The following is a 19710-nucleotide window of genomic DNA, read 5'->3' as shown; positions in this document are numbered from 1 at the left end:
AGATATTAACCATAAGGCAGCGTGAACACGTATGTGGTGGATTGTATTAATACTGTTAATTATTGCTATAGGCGCTTTATTCTGGTGGCGTAATATTCAGGAACGCAAATGGCAACTGGAATTGACCTATCTGACTCGCTATGAAAACCGGTTTCAGGCAGGTCAGTTTCCGGTATTGAAGGTTGCCAGACCTTCTTTGAAAAGCCGTATTTCTTATCTGGCGCAAAAGCTTGTACAGCGCAATCAGACAGTTCAGAGTTCAGCGCAACAAGAGCAACCGTCAGAATCAGAACTGCAAAAGACTGAATCTGAAGCAATAGATACTGTAAATAATCATGAAGAAATTCACCCGGCTGTACCGGCTAATAGTACTGGTGAGAGCTGTCAGCCAGAACAACAGAATGAAAAATCGGAATCTGAACCGGTTACTCCTCAGATTACAGTTATTGAATCCGCCCCTATACCGGTAAAAAGTGAAACGGAAAAAACAGTCAGTGAAAATGAAGATAGTTTACAAGACACAGTCGAAACTGATAATGAATTGCCGGTAATAAAGGATAACCCTTTGTTTCCGGTTAAATTGTTTAAATCTTTAAAAGAAGATACTGCCGAAAAAGAAGATGCTGCCGATGGTAATGATATTCATGCTGAAGCTGTGGCCGAAGAAAATATTTTGCCGGATACAGACGAAGAGACTGATATCGATAATGATGATCAGACAGATCAAAACATACTGATTACCAGTGATGAGCATGCTGAAACCGCTGTGGTGTTCCCTCCGGATAAAAATCTGGAAGTAATTACTCTGGCAGAAGCTACCCGTAAAGTGGCAACTCATCCGCTTACTGATACGGTTAGTGAACAGGCGCCTGCTCTTGAAGTTATTCAGCTTAAATGGCAGTACAAACCTTTAAACAGTCAGAATCAGCAGCGCAATCGCAATGCGAAAGAAATTACTGTCGATGATCCGATATTAAATAAAGTTCGTTCGCGTACTAAAGCCGAACAGGCTGCTTTGTTAAAAGCCCGGGCATTAAAAAATTTTGATTTGGATGATTTACAACAGGCTACCCATCACAAACTGGGTAATTCTGTTGGTGCTCCTTCGCACCTGCCGCATTCTGTAACTACTATTCCTGAGCAGTCAGTTCATGAGCATAGACTCGGGAGAGAACATAATGGTGTGCAAATTATTAACGAAGAAGATATTCGTTTGAATCTGCTGCGTCAGCGACTGGCAAGACAGCGCCATCACGAAAATGCCCAGCAGTTTAATTCTGGTTATAGCATACCAGTAATAGCTGAAGATGAAATATATGCGAATCTGGCCAAAACCGATTCACCGGTGAACAAACAGAAATTTCAGCGACCGGTAGTCAGAGAAAGTGTTATTCCGGCAGCTGCACGTATCGGTAAAAGCCATACAGTAAAAATGACAGCACCAGTAGCTGATATGTCTGCAGACAAAGGTTTTACAGATGCCGCCGGCAGTGCACAGGCACCACTGTCAACCAGATTTACACCTTTTCATTCCATGCCGCCAACATCTATTACTACAGTTGCGGCTGGAAATGCTCCTGTAGCAGAAAATTACACCAGCAGTAATGCTGACTATAGCGATTCTTTTAATCGGCAGCCAGTACAGCAGAATGAAAATTTCACTGAGAATCTGCGCCCGAGAAGAAGTCAGTTTCATTATTCTCAGGATATGCCAACAGTAAAGCAGGCAGTAACTGTCAATAATAATTCAGAAAATTCTTATTATGAGAATTCTGATTTTAGTATTGGAAACGCTTCCTATCTATCTGATGATAGTGATGGAGAGGTTGCTGTGGTGGAAACTCCGGTATTGGCTACAGAAGATCCGTTTTTCGCTGAAATTGAAGAGCAGACAGAAACGCCAGATTATTTCCCTTTGCATGAACATTACAACGAAGAAGAAGCTAATACAGATATATCTGCATTTTTGCCAAAGGTTGAAACTCAACCGCAAGGCAGTTCGGAAGTTGTTAATCATGTCGAAGTCATTGAAAAAGATGAACAACAAACTGAATCAGTACCGGTTGTCGAAAGCGCCGGAGTAGTTATCCGAAATAACCGGCAGTCACTACCCACAGAACAAAAAAACTATAGTGCTCAGCCATCGCAAACTGCTATCGGTATGGCACTGCAAAAAGCTTTGCATAAGACAGCGGTCGTCACACCGGTGCATAAACCACAGTTAAAACCTATGCTGCCGGGGATGGATTTATTATTACCACCATATTATGATCCCGCGGCACAACAAAGTGAAGAAACCTTGCTGGAAAATGGTATCACCATCGAAGAAAAACTGGCTGAATTTAAAGTTAAAGTTCGTGTAATCGATGCATTTGCCGGCCCGGTCATTACTCGTTATGAAATTGAACCGGCACAGGGCGTTCGCGGAAGTCAGGTAGTTAATCTGGAAAAAGATTTAGCACGCAGTCTGGGCTTTGCTTCTATCCGGGTAGTCGAAACGATTCCGGGCAAAACCTGTATGGGGCTGGAATTACCTAACCCCAAACGACAGATTATCCGTCTTAGTGAGATCTTTTCAGCTTCGGTATTTCAGCAATCCCGTTCTAAATTGACGCTCGCTCTTGGTCAGGGTATTACCGGTCAGCCTGTGGTAACAGATTTGGCTAAAGCACCACATCTTTTGGTAGCCGGAACAACAGGTTCTGGTAAGTCGGTAGGTGTTAATGCCATGATACTGTCTTTGCTGTTTAAAGCCACACCTGAAGATGTACGCCTGATTATGATTGATCCGAAAATGCTTGAATTGAGCATATATGAAGGTATTCCTCATCTGCTGGCGCCTGTGGTTACGGATATGAAGCTGGCTGCCAATGCGCTGACCTGGTGCGTAAACGAGATGGAAAAACGCTACCGGCTGATGAGTCATGCAGGTGTGCGTAATCTGGCCGGATTCAATCAGAAAATTGCTGAACTGGGTGCACGCAATCAAAAACTGTTTAATCCGTTCTCACTTACGCCGGATAATCCTGAACCACTGGAAAAATTGCCTTTTATTGTTGTGATTGTTGATGAATTTGCCGATTTGATGATGACAGCCGGCAAAAAAATTGAAGAACTTATTGCGCGTCTGGCGCAAAAAGCCCGTGCTGCCGGTATCCATTTGATACTGGCTACCCAGCGTCCCAGTGTAGATGTTATAACCGGACTGATAAAAGCCAATATTCCAACCCGTATTGCTTTTCAGGTATCCAGTAAAGTAGACAGTCGTACCATTCTTGATCAGATGGGTGCTGAAAACTTGCTCGGACAGGGTGATATGCTGTTTTTACCACCGGGTACCGCCTATCCGGAGCGTGTGCATGGGGCCTTTGTCGCCGATGAAGAAGTGCATCGGGTAGTACATTATCTGAAACAGTTTGGTGAGCCCCAATATATTGATGATATTTTAACTGCTGGGGTCAGTGATGATGATATGTTCAGCAATGCATCGTCACGCAGTAGTGATGATGAGCTTGATCCTCTGTATGATGAAGCAGTGGCGCTGGTAATCAAAACCCGTAAGGCAAGTATTTCTTCTGTGCAAAGACAGTTGCGCATCGGTTATAACCGTGCTGCGCGCTTGGTTGAGCAGATGGAAGCAGAAGGTATCGTGTCTGCTGCTGAAGGTAATGGCAATCGCACTGTACTGGCTCCGCAAAATAGCCATCTGGATGGATAGTCTTTTCAAATAAGTTTATTGAATAGATTTCTTAAACGCATATTTGTATATGCGTTTTTTTATATCAATATGAAATGTACCTTTTAGTATGTACTAGTATTTTATTAAAGTGATGATTTTAAAAAAACAGTATTGCTGCATAATAGTTGATATCAGTATTCAGCATCTGATGAAAAATTCAATAAAATAATATTCGGTAGTACGGTATGTTTAATATCAATTTATAGTATTGAATTTTTTCAATTACTGATATATAGATATTTATAAAAAAAACGATAAATAGAAGATTTAAACTAAATTTTTCAGTCTGAATATTAAACAAATTAAGTATTTGAGTTAATTCTTTGTATTTATTTGTATGATAAAAATGAATTGATTGTAATAATGTTGTTTAATTTATACATTTTACAGCTTTTTTTAATAAAATGTCATATTTATTAAGAATTGTCTGCTACGCTGAAATGCGGTCTATGCTTAAATAATGTCAAACAAATAATTAATTTTGATTTGTACGTATAAAAACGCAAATAAATATACAAATATATTAATTAAAGTATATAAATTCTCATAATTGATAAATTATAAAAAAAATATATATCAATTTTTATCAATAAATAAATATTGTAAGTAATTGTTTTTAAAGTTAAGTTGTTTGAATCGTTTATAGATAAGTCTTAAGATAATTTGGCAATGTTTGAAATATAAATCCTAATTTTAAAATTTATATAAATGTAAATATATTAATTATCTGGAGATGAATTTATGATTGAATCTTACAAACGGTTCTGGCATAACATTCTAAATTTTTCAGGGACTTCTAATCGTGCTGATTATTGGTGGCCGATTGTGATTAACTATGTTCTTGGAATAATTTTGACGTATGCAGTTGAAAAAATGCTCGGACATCCGATTAATGATATCTATACATGGGGCGACTGGACGATTGATTTTGTCTTTCTGGTAGTCTGCTTTGCTGTGTGGATAGCGACTTTGTCACTTCAGTTCAGACGGCTGCATGATACAAACCGTTCTGCATGGTGGATTCTGATTACTCTTATACCGGTCATCGGGCAAATTTGGTTTATTATACTGATGTTGTTGCCAGGTAGGCCAAACCGTTTTGAGCAAAGGTTATTCTAGTGCTTTTTGGCAATTTGGTTTGTAGTAATAGCTCAGTATTACTTAAATTGGCTGTTTGATAGCTTAGTTTTATTTTTTCTTTTTACCAGCAGCTTATTTCACTTGAAATTAAGCTGCTGGATAAATATCTTAATTGCTATTGCTAAAAATATATTATTTATTGATTTAAATAATTTTTTGATACTGGATATCTACAGTACTCATTCTTCATATTCTGCGTTGGCTCATTAACACTGAATCAAATATTTTCCATTGCTGAATACTTTTATCAGCCAATATCAATAATGTTAATACTTTCAGAACAATAAAATATGGCGGTTCCATAAGCAGACCAGTCTGTTTGCTCAATATCAAATTCGGAGATGCAATACTTAATAAAATCCAAAATTAAACAATGTATAAATTTACTCTTATCAAAGTTTAAATAAATATCAAAGATATATTTTGACTTTTGCGTTATAGTGCTGCCAGTTTTCTGATTGGGGTGTTATGAAAAATCTGTGGCAAAAGTTTGATCGGTCGTTTTTACGCGGACAGAAGTTATCAAAAGTCCTGGTTGTGCTGATTGCTGTGTGGCTGTTTCTGGCTACCAGTCTGGTAGGGTTGTCGCTGAATACCTCATGGCGGCTGGAAGAGCTGGGAATGGCAATCAATGAAGCCGGCAGTCTGCGCAAGCGGGTGTTTTATATGGTACTGGTCACGAAAACACCGGGTGCAGAGCAGCAGTTTGCGGATGAAAAGCGTCAATTTAAGGAAATACTTGGTCATTTATACGAATTGCATGATACCGGGGTTATGAACGGCCAGCGCCATAAACAGTTATTAACTCAAGTTCAGGAAATTGAGGAGCAGTTGCAGGATTTTCTTGCTGACCGTGAAGCTTATTTACAGGGCAGACTAAGCGGAGAAGCTTTCCTTGCTCAGGCCAGAGAATTCACTGCGGTAATTGACCGGCTGGTTTTGCTTATTGAGCAAGATAATACGCACAATATTAGGCTGTTGCGCTGGCTACAGGCGCTAGTATTAATGATGGCTGTACTATCTGCGATTGTGTCTTTGCTGTTACTGCATCATTTGGTCATTTCGCCGCTATTACGTCTGAATCAGGGCATCAGTCAGATTGGTAAGGGTTATTTTGATACACGCCTGAAAGTGGGTACGGCCAATGAGTTCGGGCAGGTAGCACAGGGTTTTAATCTGATGGCCGCCAAATTGTATGAAGTATATGACACGCTGGAAAACCGGGTCGCTGAGCAAACGCAGGCAGTGGTTAAGCGTAATCGTGAGCTAGCGGTATTATATGCTATGACCTCATTGTTTCAGGAACAGCATGATCTGACGGTGCTGGTACAAATATTTATGCATAAAATGAAGGCATTCAGTGGTGCGGATGCCTGTGTGGTGCAGTTAAAAAATCGCCATTCACAGATGCTTGAAGTAGCCGGTTCGGACGGGCTGACAGAGGAGCAGGTAGATATGTTCCGTGATTATCGCTGTGATGGCGGGCGCTGTGTGCGGTTGCATCAGTCTGTGGTTAATTACAATAATCAATCGCTGGTCATTCATGAGGAAAATAATCATTGCTGTCAGATGCAGCAGGTTCTGCCGTTTTGTCTGACTTTTGCAGTGAAATCAGTAGATGATGAAATCGGTATGCTGCACTTGTTTGCACTGAAGCCGTTTGCGCTGAGTGAAGAAAATCAACGTCTGATTTCAACTGTTTGCAGCCAGTTCGGGATAGCAATTGAGAGTATGCGCCTGAATGAACTGGATAAGCAGATGGCGATACTGGAAGAGCGTAACCTGATGGCACAAGGATTGCATGATAGTATCGCGCAGTCGCTTTCATTTATGAATATGCAGATACAGGTACTGGAAAAATCTCTTGCAGAGCAGAAACAAGAGCAGGCTAAACAGACTCTGGATTTTATTCATGAGGGTATTCAGCAATGCTATGATGATGTACGCGAATTATTGTCAAATTTCCGGGTACGTCTGGTTTCAGAAGGGCTAATCAGTTCGTTGCAGGAAGTGATGAAAAGATTTGAACAACAAACAGATATTGTTGCGGATTGGTCGGTAGAAGGCGATGTGTATGAGGTAGAGTCGGATGTACAATTGCAGGTAGTGTTCATTGTGCAGGAAGCATTATCAAATGTACGTAAACATGCGCATGCCGATGCTGTGCGTGTGAGGCTGGTATATCTGGCTGATCGCCTGAATCTCTGTATTGAAGATAACGGAATAGGTTTTGCCGAGGATACGCTGATTCAGAAGGGGCTGCACGGGCATGTGGGTGTGCATATCATGAAAGAACGAGCCGGCAAGATTAATGGAGAATTAAAAATATTTGCACGTGAAAATAACGGGGTCTGTGTAGAGTTGATGGTGCCGCGTCAGTATATTCATGCGCAGGAATAATTTTGGGAATTTAATAATGCTTAATGAAAACAAGTACCGGATTCTGATTGTTGATGATCACACTTTGTTTCGGCGTGGTTTGCGTGCACTGATTGATAGTTGTGAGCGTTTTGAGGTGGTGGGTGAGGCCACAGACGGGCTTGAAGGGGTAAAAATGCAGCAACAGCTTCAGCCGGATGCTGTACTTCTGGATCTGGATATGCCTGTAATGAGAGGACTTGAAGCACTACCGCAGATGATAAATCATAATCCGCAGCAGGTGGTGCTGATGCTGACAGTATCTGAAGACGGTAGTGATTTACTCGAATGTATGCGGCTGGGCGCCCGCGGATATCTGTTAAAAAATATTGATACAGAATTTTTGCTGGATAGTATTGAAAAAGCGATTAGCGGTGATAGTGTGTTATCGCCTGAAATGACAAGTAAGCTGGTAACAAGGTTGCGCAGGCAGGAGCAGGCTGACGAGAAAATTACTGAACCACTGACACCGCGCGAACGGGAAATTTTGCGCTGGCTGGCAGGTGGGAATAGTAATAAGGTGATTGCGCGTAATCTGGATGTAACTGAAAGCACTATAAAAGTGCATGTTCAGAATATTTTACGCAAATTAAATGTAGCCAGCAGGGTGCAGGCTGCTGTTTATGCTATTGAGCATGGTTTGGATAAATAAACAAGTGAGTTGAGTATCGGGTAATAATTACTGAATATCAGAATTTGATAAAGGCCTATTGAGTTTGTCAATAGGCCTTTTTGCTTATTTGGTGTTGTGCTTTCTGGTTAATGATTTTGCTTCGGATGACTAATTGGATATGAAAAGGTGATTACGTACACTAAAGAGAATTATTAATGGGGGTACAGAATGGATTCTGGTGTTAGAAAATCGGTAACAGTGCTTACTTCCAGCACGATTGCATTTATTGTCTGTTTTATGATCTGGATGATATTTGCTGTTTTGGGAATACCTATCAAAAAACAATTACAACTTAGTGAAGCTCAATTTGGTTTGCTGGTAGCGATGCCTGTACTGTCCGGATCACTTATCCGGGTGCCTTTAGGTATCTGGACTGACCGTTTTGGCGGCCGTATTGTATTTTTTCTGCTGATGCTGTCATGTGTTCCGGCAGTCTGGCTGCTTGAATATGCACACACATACAGTCAGTTTCTCTGGATTGCGCTGTGGCTGGGATTAGTAGGCGGCTCATTTTCTGTTGGTACTCCTTATGTGGCCAAATGGTTTCGTAAGGAACGTCAAGGTTTGGCAATGGGTATTTTTGGAGCCGGTAATGCTGGTTCTGCCGTAAATAAGTTTCTGGCACCTGCATTGATTGCAGCATATGGCTGGCAGGCTGTACCCCGCGTATATGCCGTAATTTTGCTGGTTATTACAGTGCTGTTCTGGTTTTTCAGTTATCCGGAGCCTAAAGCAGCTTCTGCTAAACAGCCAAGTCTGAAAGCTCAGTTGTTATTAATGAAAAATCCGCAAGTGCTGAAATACAGTCAGCTGTATTCGGTAGTGTTTGGTGGCTATGTGGGTATTTCGCTGTGGATGGTGAATTACTATGTTAACGAATATAACTTCGGCTTAGCACAGGCCGGGTTGCTGGCTGCATGCTTCTCTCTGCCGGGGGGTGTACTGCGTGCGTTCGGTGGCTGGCTGTCTGATAAATACGGTGCCTATAAAGTTACCTGGGCTGTAATGTGGATTTGCGCAATTGCATTCTTTCTGTTGTCTTATCCGCAAACACAAATGTCTATTCGTACAGTGAATGGTCATCTGGATATGCATATTGGTTTAAATGCAACGATATTTACTGTGCTGCTGTTTGTGGTCGGTGTGGCTATGGCAATTGGTAAAGCTTCGGTATTCAAGTTTATTTCTGATGAGTTTCCGGATGATATGGGTACTGTTTCTGGTGTAGTGGGTCTGGCCGGGGGACTGGGCGGTTTTCTGTTGCCGATTATGTTTGGTCGGTTAGTAGACTGGACAGGTGTACGTTCTACCTCCTTCATGCTGATGTTTGGCACGGTATGTATCAGTTTAATCTGGATGCATTTTTCTCTGAAAAACCCTAAGCACCAATAAAGTGAGTTTGATATGGGTAAAGTTTTAAAAGATTGGCGGCCGGAAGATCAACAATTCTGGCAGTCAGGTGGTCGTGCAATAGCACGCAGAAATTTATGGATTTCCGTTCCTGCATTGTTGCTGGCGTTTGCCATCTGGCAGGTATGGAGTGTGACGGTGGTAAAACTGCCACTGGTTGGATTTAAGTTCAGCAGCAATGAACTGTTCTGGCTGGCGGCCTTGCCGGCATTATCAGGTGCAACTTTACGAATTTTCTATTCATTTGTGATTCCGATTTTCGGTGGCCGCAAATGGACGACAATTTCTACAGCCAGTTTGCTGATTCCTGCGCTGGGTTTGGGCTTTGCTGTACAGAATCCGAATACTTCTTATACAACGATGTTCATTCTGGCGCTTTTATGTGGTTTTGGCGGAGCAAATTTCAGTTCATCTATGTCCAATATCAGTCTGTTTTTCCCGAAATCGGAAAAAGGTCAGGCGATGGGGATTAATGCCGGTTTGGGCAATCTGGGCGTATCCGCAGTACAGATTGCTGTGCCACTGGCGATTACTAGCTGCCTGTTTGGTGCAATGGGCGGTGAGTCTCAGACAATTTCTACGCCACAGGGTTCTGCACAGGTTTGGTTGCAGAATGCTGGTTTTATCTGGGTACCGTTTATTGTGCTCAGTACGCTGGCTGCATGGTTTGGGATGAATGATATTGGCAGCATGCATTCCTCACTAAAGGAACAGTTTGTCATTTTCAAGCGGTTGCACAACTGGATTTTATGCTGGCTTTATGTGGGCACGTTTGGTTCGTTCATCGGTTTTTCGGCTGCTTTCCCGTTATTAATCAGCCATTCTTTTCCGCATCTGGATGCAGTTAAGTTTGCCTTTTTAGGTCCGTTTGTAGGTGCAGTACTGCGTGTTGTGGGTGGCTGGCTGTCTGACAAGATGTCTGCGGCAAAACTTACTGAAATCAGCTATGCCATGATGATTGTCGGGGTTATTGGCGTTCTGGTATCTCAGCCTATTGGCGGCAATGAAGGCAGTTTTGTTGGTTTTTTCTGTAGTTTTATGTTGCTGTTTGCCTTTAGCGGTATTGGTAACGGTTCAACTTACGCGCAGGTGCCGCGGATTTTCTCTCAGTTCCATCGTCATCTGCATCAGGGCGATGTTAAGACCTCAGAAGCTCATGCCACTAAAGAGTCAGCTACGGTATTAGGCTTTATGGGCGCAATCGGTGCTTATGGTGGTTTTCTGATTCCGAAAAGTTTTGGTTCTTCGATTGAGGCGACAGGCAGCGCATCAGTGGCTTTATGGGGCTTTATTGTTTTCTATGTAAGCTGTCTGATAGTTAACTACTGGTTTTATATTCGCAAACAATCAGTTACGAGTTGTTAATTTGAAGTGATCGCACCATTGTCATAGATAATGGTGCAGAAAAAATATAAATCAATAAGAAACTGTTTGAGGCTTTTGCCTCTATGGAGCACAAATTCATGAGCCATTTTTTAGACAGACTGAATTTTTTACGTAAAACCAAAGAAACATTTTCTGCCGGACATGGGGCAGTGGTGGCTGAGAGCAGAGAATGGGAAGATGCTTACCGCCAGCGCTGGCAGCATGACAAAATTGTACGTTCAACTCACGGAGTAAATTGTACCGGTTCTTGTAGTTGGCGCGTTTTTGTTAAAAACGGTTTGATTACATGGGAAATGCAACAGACAGATTACCCGCGTACTCGTGCCGATTTACCCAATCATGAACCACGGGGCTGTCCGCGCGGTGCATCATATAGCTGGTATGTTTACTCTGCTCAGCGGGTGAAATATCCAATGATTCGCTCTTCTCTGCTGCGTATGTGGCGTGAAAAACGCCAGACTCTGAATGCAATTGAGGCGTGGCAGAGTATTACTCAGAATCCGGAACTGGCAAAAAAATACAAATCTGAGCGTGGTCAGGGCGGTTTTGTCCGTCTGGACTGGAAAGAAGCTTATGAAATTATTGCTGCTGCCAATGCATTCACAATTAAAAAGTTTGGTCCGGATCGTGTAATTGGCTTTTCTCCGATTCCAGCAATGTCGATGGTGAGCTATGCTGCCGGTTCGCGTTATCTGAGTCTGATTGGCGGTGTACCGCTGTCATTTTACGACTGGTATTGCGATTTACCGCCTTCCAGCCCGCAAACATGGGGTGAACAAACCGATGTTGCAGAATCTGCCGACTGGTACAACGCCAACTATCTGATGGTATGGGGCTCTAATGTACCCATGACACGCACTCCGGATGCGCACTTCTATACTGAAGTGCGTTATAAAGGTACAAAAACAGTAGCAGTTTCATCTGATTATGGTGAAATGGTGAAATTCAGTGATATCTGGATGGCACCAAAACAGGGCACGGATGCTGCACTGGCAATGGCAATGGGGCATGTGATTCTGAAAGAATTTCATCTGCAGAATCCATCAGAATATTTTATTGATTATTGTCGTCGTCTGACAGATATGCCTAATCTGGTGGTGATTAATCAGGAAAACGGCAAACTGCTGCCGGGCTACTTCCTGCGTGCAAGCCAGATAGCAGGCGGACTGGATGAAAGCAATCATCCTGAATGGAAAACACTGGTTATCGACGAAAATACCGGTGATATTGTTGCACCGAAAGGATCGATAGGCTTCCGCTGGGGTGAGCAGGGTAAATGGAATCTGCTGGCACAAAAATCTGACAGTACAGAAATCAAAGCGCTGATATCACTCAAAGATAATCATGATGCCATCATGGGTGTGTCTTTTGATTACTTCGGCGGGGATGATGCAGCAGAAGTAATTGTTAAAAATATTCCGGTTAAGCAGATAATTAATGCAGATGGCGAAAAAATACTGGTAACAACAGTATTTGATTTGATGTGTGCTAATTATGGTATTGACCGTGGTTTTGGTGGTGATGGCGTTACCGATGATTATCTGGCTGATGTGCCTTATACACCATTGTGGCAGCAGAAACATACCGGCGTGAAGCCAGAGCTGGTGATTCAGGTGGCACGCGAATTTGCCCAAAACGCACATGAAACACATGGTCGCAGTATGGTAATTGTGGGTGCCGGTCTGAATCACTGGTATCACATGGACATGGCGTATCGTGGCATTATCAATATGCTGATGATGTGTGGCTGTATCGGTCAGAGCGGCGGCGGCTGGTGTCATTATGTCGGTCAGGAAAAATTACGCCCGCAAACCGGCTGGGCACCTCTGGCTTTTGCTGCAGACTGGAACCGGCCTTCACGCCAGATGAATGGTACTTCTTTCTTCTATGCACACACCAGCCAGTGGCGGCATGAAAAACTCAAGATGTCGGAAGTCATTGCGCCTACTCATGCCGGTCAGATGGCTAATATGAGTCAGCTGGATTTCAACGTTAAAGCTGAACGAATGGGCTGGCTGCCTTCTGCTCCGCAACTGGGACGTAATCCGCTTGATGTGACCCGTGATGCAGAAGCACAAGGTAAAGATCCGATTGCATTTGCTGTTGAGCAGATGAAATCGGGCGCACTGGATATGGCTTGTACTGATCCGGATAATCCGCAGAATTTCCCGCGTAATCTGTTTGTCTGGCGTTCCAATATTCTTGGTTCATCCGGTAAGGGGCATGAGTATTTTCTCAAGTATCTGCTTGGCACACAAAATGCACTGATGAGTGATGAAACTGATGCTATTAAACCGATTGATGTACAAGTCCGTCCGGCAGCAGAGGGTAAGCTGGATTTACTTACCGTACTGGATTTTCGTATGTCCACTACCTGTCTGTATGCAGATATTGTGCTGCCTACAGCCACCTGGTATGAAAAAGATGATCTGAACACTTCGGATATGCATCCTTTTATCCATCCGCTTAGCGAGGCAGTAAAACCGCTTTGGGAAAGTAAAACTGACTGGGATATTTATCGTGGTCTGGCGAAAGCATTTTCCGAAACTGCCAAAGATTATCTGGGAGTACGTAAGGATCTGGTATTAACACCATTGATGCACGACAGTCCAGAAGAGCTGGCACAGCCGTTTGACCCGAAAGACTGGAAACTGGGTGAATGTGAACCGGTACCGGGCAAAACCATGCCGAAAATGACCGTGGTTGAACGTGATTATGGTGCTATTTATGACAAGTTCACATCTGTAGGACCGTTGCTGGAAAAAATCGGTAATGGTGGTAAAGGTATTAGCTGGCAGACTGGTGCAGAAGTAGATTTACTGCGCAAACTTAACAATACCCATTCCGAAGGTGTGGCCACAGGCCAGCCGAAACTGCACACAGCTATTGATGCTGCGGAAATGATTCTGACACTGGCTCCGGAGACCAATGGCCATGTGGCAGTTAAGGCATGGGAAGCTTTATCAAAAAATACAGGTATCGACCATACTCATCTGGCCATTGCCCGTGAAGACGATGCTATCCGTTTCCGCGATGTGCAGGCACAGCCGCGCAAGATTATTTCATCACCCACATGGTCTGGTCTGGAAAGTGAAAAAGTCAGCTATAACGCTGGTTATACCAATGTGCACGAACTGATTCCATGGCGCACCTTAACCGGCCGGCAGCAGTTTTATCAGGATCATCAATGGATGCGGCTGTTTGGTGAGGGACTGGTTTCCTATCGTCCGGCTGTAGATCTGAAAACCACGCTGAACGTGAAAGGCCATCAAAGCAACGGCAACCCTGAAATCGTACTGAATTTCATCACACCACATCAGAAATGGGGTATTCACAGTACATATTCAGATAATTTACGCATGCTGACCTTATCACGCGGTGGTCCGCATGTGTGGGTTTCTGAAATTGATGCTAAACGTGCCGGTCTCGAAGATAACGACTGGGTGGAAGTATTCAATGTGAATGGTACGCTGACCGCACGGGTAGTGGTAAGTCAGCGAGTACCTGAAACCATGATTCTGATGTATCACGCACAGGAAAAAATTGTCAATGTGCCCGGTTCAGAGCTGTCCGGTAAACGCGGAGGTATTCATAACTCAGTCACTAAAGTAGTTATGAAGCCAACGCATATGATTGGTGGTTATGCTCAATTATCATGGGGCTTTAATTATTACGGTACGGTAGGTACCAACCGAGATGAGCTTGTCGTAGTACGCAAAATGAACAGAGTGGAATGGCTGGATCAACCGGCCAAAACACCGGTGACAGAATAAAAAGGACACAATCATGAAAATTCGTGCACAAATCGGAATGGTGTTAAATCTGGACAAGTGTATTGGCTGTCATACCTGTTCTGTTACCTGTAAAAATGTATGGACCAGTCGTGACGGGGTCGAATATGCCTGGTTTAATAATGTAGAAACAAAACCCGGTATCGGCTATCCGAAAAACTGGGAGGATCAGGAACAGTATAAAGGTGGCTGGATACGTGAAAATTCAGGCAAGCTGAAACTGAAGCAGGGTAATCGTCTCAAAGTACTGGCCAATATCTTTGCCAACCCTAACATGCCGGCTATTGACCAGTATTATGAACCGTTTACCTATGATTATGAGCATCTGCAAAATGCCCCGCTGATGCAAACACCGCCTACAGCACGGCCTGTTTCGGTATTAACTGGGCAGAAAATGGACAAAATTCACTGGGGACCGAACTGGGAAGATGATTTAGGCGGTGAATTTGCCAAGCGTTCTAAAGATAAACTTTTTGATGGCATTCAGAAAGACATCTACGCTGCTTTTGAAAACACATTTATGATGTATTTGCCGCGTCTGTGTGAGCATTGCCTGAATCCAGCCTGTGTGGCCAGTTGCCCGTCCGGTTCAATATACAAGCGTGAAGAAGATGGGATTGTCCTGATTGATCAGGATAAATGCCGTGGCTGGCGTATGTGTGTCTCTGGCTGCCCTTATAAAAAGATTTACTACAACTGGGTAGCAGGCAAAGCGGAAAAATGTATTTTCTGTTATCCGCGCATTGAAGGCGGTCAACCGACAATTTGTTCAGAAACCTGTGTTGGCAGAATACGTTATCTCGGTGTACTCCTCTATGATGCAGACCGGATCAGTGAGAGTGCTGCGATAGAAAATCCTCAGGATTTATACGAACAGCAACTGGATATTTTTCTTGACCCGAATGATCCTGAAATTGCCAAAGAAGCACTGGCTCAGGGAATTCCGGCAGACTGGATACAGGCAGCTCAGAATTCGCCGGTTTATAAAATGGCGGTTGAATGGAAAGTGGCATTTCCGTTGCATCCAGAATATCGTACTTTACCGATGGTTTGGTATATTCCGCCGTTATCACCAATTCAGTCTGCGGTTGAATCCGGTGTTATTGGTCAGAATGGCCTGATTCCGGAAATAAAAGATATGCGAATTCCGATTGAGTATCTGGCCAATCTGCTGACTGCCGGTAAAACCGAACCAATTATTAATGCGCTGCAAACCATGATTGATATGCGTAAATACATGCGCAGCAAAAATATTTATTCTGAAGAGCAGGCATTACAGGAATTGTCCGGACATCGTTTGAGTGCTGCACAAATTGAAGAAATGTATCAGGTAATGGCAATTGCCAATTATGAAGACAGATTTGTCATTCCAAGTGCACATAAAGAACTGGTCAGCAATACTTTTGAGGAAAAAGCCAGTTGCGGATTTTCTTTTGGAGATGGCTGCCATAACGGCCACAGCAAAGAAAGCCTGTTTGGTACACGTAAAGCTTCACCGATTATTTTTCATGGACTGCGTAAGAAAAATAATCGTCAGTCGGCCTCATAGGACAGACAAATGTATAAAATTTTATCCATTTTACTAAGCTATCCAAGGCAGGAATGGTTAGACCATACGGATGAATTGCATTCAATTCTGGCTGATCAGTTATCTGCTAATCAGATTTCAGTATTACAGCCATTTTTTGAACATTTACGCACGCATGATGAAATCGATCTTCAAGAAGTATATGTAGCTACTTTTGATCGCAGTCGCAAACATGCTTTACACATGTTTGAACATCTGCATGGAGAAGATCGCATCCGTGGTCAGGCGATGGTCGATTTACTGGCAGAATATCAGAAACACGGCTTTGAACCTGCCGATAATGAATTGCCGGATTATCTGCCTTTATTTTTAGAATTTTTGTCTCATGTTGCCGAAGATGAAGCCCAAAATTTACTTGCTGATGCAGTACATGTGATTGGCTATATAGCTGACAACCTGCATCAGAGTAAATCAGTGTATGCACCGGTTATGGATGCAGTTGTCGCTTTATCTCCAGTTAAACCACAGCCATTACAGGCTGCACCAGTACGCAATATGGACGAAGCTCTGGAAAAATTCGGACCAACAGCAGAAGGGCTCGAACCATTATTAAATCAGCCGTCTGTGCAGGAAGTGCAATTTTTCCGCAATAAAAAATTCAGTTAGCCGGGAGACAGCATGTATTACCTTAATCAATTTATTTTCGGCATTTTTCCTTATATTGCCGCCAGTATTTTTTTTCTGGGCAGTTTGATTCGTTTTGATACAAATCAGTATTCATGGAAATCTGAATCAAGCCAGTTGCTTTATCCGCGTCTGCTGCGAGTTGGCAATATTCTGTTTCATATTGGTGTACTCGGACTGTTTTTCGGACATCTGGTCGGTTTGCTTACGCCTGTAGTAGTTTGGGATACACTTGGTGTCACTCATGAAGCCAAACAACTGACAGCAATGATTGCCGGCGGAATAATGGGTACCCTTGCTTTAATCGGATTATTAATGCTTATTTACCGGCGTTTCAGCTGTGCACGTTTGCTGGCCAATAGTAGCTGGCGCGACAAACTGGTATTAATCTGGTTGCTGATTACGCTTTGTCTGGGGCTGGGTACTATCCATGTTTCCGCTCATCATCTGGACGGAGCAGAAATGATTAGCCTCATGCAGTGGGCTCAGCATATTGTGACATTCAGAGGCGGTGCAGCAGATATTATTGCGCATGTCAGCCCGATTTTTAAATTACACCTATTTATGGGTATGAGTGTATTTGTAATCTTTCCATTTACCCGTTTGGTGCATATCTGGAGCGGATTTGGTACTTTAGTCTATCTGAAGCGTAAAGCACAGCTGGTCAGAAGCAGACGTTATTAAATAGTATCTAAAAAAGAAAAAGGCAGTACTGGTATTCAGTACTGCCTTATTTATAATTTAAAAATCAATCTAAAATTTAACCTGCTCATTTGCCTCTACAGCTTAAATTTCATTTTCAGAAAATCTTTGGTTTTTCCAGTCTTCTTACTATTGTTAAAATTTACCTATATTTTTAAACTGTTGGATAGAATTACTAAATCAACATTTTCGCCTGAAATAAACTTACTCGCAAAAGAATCATTTAACCATATAATTTCAGCAACGTGAATATCGGTGTCAGCTACACCCAGTCATTAAATTAATAGCAGATTATCGCCGCAATAAAGCCAGAACGGATGCATTGAAAACACAGCGTAAAAATATTTGGCAAGTAATTTTACTGCGATATATCTGGCAGCTTGAAGAAATTGCCGGTAACGACACATAAATAAAGATTAATAAAGTAAATATTGACGAAAAACAAAGTTAATTCATTTTTATAATAATAGGATATTGATAGATAAAATTTGTACAATTCAACAATAACTATAAATATCAAAAAGGTTAGGGTGATGAAAAAAACATGGGCATGGCTGGCAATACTGGCAGCAATCGAATTAACCGGTTGTACCAGCCATTTCGAACCCTTTGTCGGCATAACCTCAGGTAAAAACCGCATGTATGCCGCACCGGTAGAAGCAATTGAATACAATTATGAAAATATAAGCGGGGGTAGTATTGGCGGAGGCTGTATACCTAACACTCCGGGAATAGATGATTATGAAGTAGGCAAAAAACGCTATGGTGGTGGTTCAACCTGCGGTGCAGCGGCACTTAGGGCTAAATGGACACCGGGTATGACTATGAAGATTTATTGGGAAGTGACACCTTATCCGGGATGGCGACCGAGAATTTTAAAAACAGCCGGAGTAAATATTGATCGTGCAGAAGCTGATATTATTCATCAATATGATGAATATTATTCAGCAGAAATACCTTTACCGCCGCCGCCACCCTCAGCCGGTGATGATTTTGGTCAGGTAGCTAATATTACAGTACATTTCCTGCCATGTAATCAGTTATTTATTACATATGGAACAATAGAAGAAGGGCGTAATCCGGTACACTGGAAACTGTTTGCCGAAAGCCAGAAACTGTGTACGCCACGCCCAGTTGTTAAATCGATGGCAGATTATCGCCGTAACAAAGCCAGAATGGATGCAGTGAAAGCGGAGCGTGAAAATATTCCGCAGGTAATCTTACCGCGTTATATCAAACAGCTGGAAGCAGAAGGTAAATTGCCGGTAAGTACCACTAAATAAAGAATTAATAATTGGATAAATGTTGATAATAAACTAAAATAAATTCTTATTGATAATAATGGTTTACAGATAGTTAATATTTTAAAAAGTTAACAGTAACTATAAATACCAAAAAGGTTAGAGTGATGAAAAAAACATGGGCATGGCTGGCAATACTGGCAGCAATCGAATTAATGGGTTGTACCAATCATTTTGAACCTTTTGTCGGCATAACCTCAGGTAAAAACCGCATGTATGCCGCACCGGTAGAAGCAATTGAATACAATTATGAAAATATGAACGGGGGTAGTATCGGAGGAGGATGTATTCCGGGTACACCAGGTGTTGATGATTATGAAGTAGGCAAAAAACGCTATGGTGGTGGCTCGACCTGCGGTGCAGCGGCACTAAGGGCAAAATGGACACCGGGTATGACCATGAAGATTTATTGGGAAGTATTACCTTATCCGGGATGGCAAGCGAGAATTTTAAATACAGCCGGAGTAAATGTTGATCGTGCAGAAGCTGATATTATTCATCAATATGATGAATATTATTCAGCAGAAATACCCTTACCACCACCACCATCAGCCGGTGATGATTTTGGTCAGGTAGCTAATATCACAGTACATTTCCTGCCATGTAATCAGTTGTTTATCACATATGGAACAATAGAAGAAGGGCGTAATCGGGTACACTGGAAACTGTTTGCCGAAAGCCAGAAACTGTGTACACCACGCCCGAGCGTTAAATCGATGGCAGATTATCGCCGTAACAAAGCCAGAATGGATGCAGTGAAAGCGGAGCGTGAAAATATTCCGCAGGTAATCTTACCGCGTTATATCAAACAGCTGGAAGCAGAAGGTAAATTGCCGGTAAGTACCACTAAATAAAGAATTAATAATTGGATAAATGTTGATAATAAACTAAAATAAATTCATATTGATAATAATGGTTTACAGATAGTTAATATTTTA

At 42.4% G+C, this 19710-nt stretch carries 12 protein-coding genes; all 12 read left to right on the top strand.

Annotated features, from left to right (window positions below; all coding sequences use genetic code 11):
• Positions 1-31: 31 nt before the first annotated feature.
• Positions 32-3718 (top strand): DNA translocase FtsK, encoded by a 3687-nt coding sequence (locus tag H3U82_RS10855; protein WP_232336106.1) that lies wholly within the window; start codon positions 32-34, stop codon positions 3716-3718.
• Between the two features lie 762 nt (positions 3719-4480).
• Entirely contained in the window at positions 4481-4858 is a 378-nt protein-coding gene (locus H3U82_RS04860) for a DUF805 domain-containing protein (protein ID WP_100125346.1), read from the top strand.
• 489 nt (positions 4859-5347) lie between these two features.
• On the top strand, positions 5348-7279 hold the full coding sequence (locus tag H3U82_RS04855; RefSeq protein ID WP_198209487.1) for a histidine kinase: 1932 nt from the start codon (positions 5348-5350) through the stop codon (positions 7277-7279).
• 16 nt (positions 7280-7295) lie between these two features.
• Positions 7296-7949, top strand: a complete 654-nt coding sequence (locus H3U82_RS04850) for a response regulator transcription factor (RefSeq protein ID WP_084547296.1) — start codon at positions 7296-7298, stop codon at positions 7947-7949.
• A 189-nt stretch (positions 7950-8138) separates the two neighbouring features.
• Positions 8139-9362: a nitrate/nitrite transporter gene (locus H3U82_RS04845; protein ID WP_198209485.1), complete on the top strand. Its 1224-nt coding sequence runs from the start codon at positions 8139-8141 to the stop codon at positions 9360-9362.
• Positions 9363-9374: 12 nt separating this feature from the next.
• Positions 9375-10745, top strand: coding sequence for a NarK family nitrate/nitrite MFS transporter (locus H3U82_RS04840; RefSeq protein WP_198209483.1), 1371 nt, complete (start codon positions 9375-9377; stop codon positions 10743-10745).
• A gap of 98 nt (positions 10746-10843) precedes the next feature.
• Positions 10844-14539 carry a nitrate reductase subunit alpha gene (locus tag H3U82_RS04835; RefSeq protein WP_198209481.1) on the top strand — a complete coding sequence of 1232 codons (3696 nt, stop codon included), beginning with the start codon at positions 10844-10846 and terminating at the stop codon, positions 14537-14539.
• A gap of 13 nt (positions 14540-14552) precedes the next feature.
• Positions 14553-16106, top strand: coding sequence for a nitrate reductase subunit beta (gene narH / locus H3U82_RS04830; protein WP_198209479.1), 1554 nt, complete (start codon positions 14553-14555; stop codon positions 16104-16106).
• A 9-nt stretch (positions 16107-16115) separates the two neighbouring features.
• Positions 16116-16751 (top strand): nitrate reductase molybdenum cofactor assembly chaperone, encoded by a 636-nt coding sequence (gene narJ / locus H3U82_RS04825; protein ID WP_084586762.1) that lies wholly within the window; start codon positions 16116-16118, stop codon positions 16749-16751.
• Between the two features lie 12 nt (positions 16752-16763).
• The gene (narI, locus tag H3U82_RS04820) at positions 16764-17453 is read left to right on the top strand and encodes a respiratory nitrate reductase subunit gamma (protein WP_037391857.1); all 690 of its coding nucleotides are present in this window, start codon (positions 16764-16766) and stop codon (positions 17451-17453) included.
• Positions 17454-18004: 551 nt separating this feature from the next.
• Complete coding sequence (locus tag H3U82_RS04815; protein ID WP_198209476.1) at positions 18005-18754, top strand: DUF3304 domain-containing protein; 750 nt, start codon at positions 18005-18007, stop codon at positions 18752-18754.
• Between the two features lie 125 nt (positions 18755-18879).
• Positions 18880-19626 carry a DUF3304 domain-containing protein gene (locus tag H3U82_RS04810; RefSeq protein WP_198209474.1) on the top strand — a complete coding sequence of 249 codons (747 nt, stop codon included), beginning with the start codon at positions 18880-18882 and terminating at the stop codon, positions 19624-19626.
• Positions 19627-19710 lie beyond the last annotated feature (84 nt).

The organism is Snodgrassella sp. W8132 (assembly GCF_016100865.1).
GTDB lineage: Bacteria > Pseudomonadota > Gammaproteobacteria > Burkholderiales > Neisseriaceae > Snodgrassella > Snodgrassella alvi.
The sequence above is the reverse complement of the archived record's forward strand: the minus strand, read 5'-3'. Positions and strand labels throughout refer to the sequence as shown.

Bases quoted from the DNA above. Each gene is read 5' to 3' on its own strand.
- H3U82_RS04850 (WP_084547296.1), top strand. From the start codon at position 7,296: ATGCTTAATGAAAACAAGTACCGGATTCTGATTGTTGATGATCACACT.
- H3U82_RS04855 (WP_198209487.1), top strand. From the start codon at position 5,348: ATGAAAAATCTGTGGCAAAAGTTTGATCGGTCGTTTTTACGCGGACAG.
- narJ (WP_084586762.1), top strand. From the start codon at position 16,116: ATGTATAAAATTTTATCCATTTTACTAAGCTATCCAAGGCAGGAATGG.
- narI (WP_037391857.1), top strand. From the start codon at position 16,764: ATGTATTACCTTAATCAATTTATTTTCGGCATTTTTCCTTATATTGCC.
- H3U82_RS04845 (WP_198209485.1), top strand. From the start codon at position 8,139: ATGGATTCTGGTGTTAGAAAATCGGTAACAGTGCTTACTTCCAGCACG.
- H3U82_RS04840 (WP_198209483.1), top strand. From the start codon at position 9,375: ATGGGTAAAGTTTTAAAAGATTGGCGGCCGGAAGATCAACAATTCTGG.
- H3U82_RS04815 (WP_198209476.1), top strand. From the start codon at position 18,005: ATGAAAAAAACATGGGCATGGCTGGCAATACTGGCAGCAATCGAATTA.
- H3U82_RS10855 (WP_232336106.1), top strand. From the start codon at position 32: ATGTGGTGGATTGTATTAATACTGTTAATTATTGCTATAGGCGCTTTA.
- H3U82_RS04835 (WP_198209481.1), top strand. From the start codon at position 10,844: ATGAGCCATTTTTTAGACAGACTGAATTTTTTACGTAAAACCAAAGAA.
- narH (WP_198209479.1), top strand. From the start codon at position 14,553: ATGAAAATTCGTGCACAAATCGGAATGGTGTTAAATCTGGACAAGTGT.
- H3U82_RS04810 (WP_198209474.1), top strand. From the start codon at position 18,880: ATGAAAAAAACATGGGCATGGCTGGCAATACTGGCAGCAATCGAATTA.
- H3U82_RS04860 (WP_100125346.1), top strand. From the start codon at position 4,481: ATGATTGAATCTTACAAACGGTTCTGGCATAACATTCTAAATTTTTCA.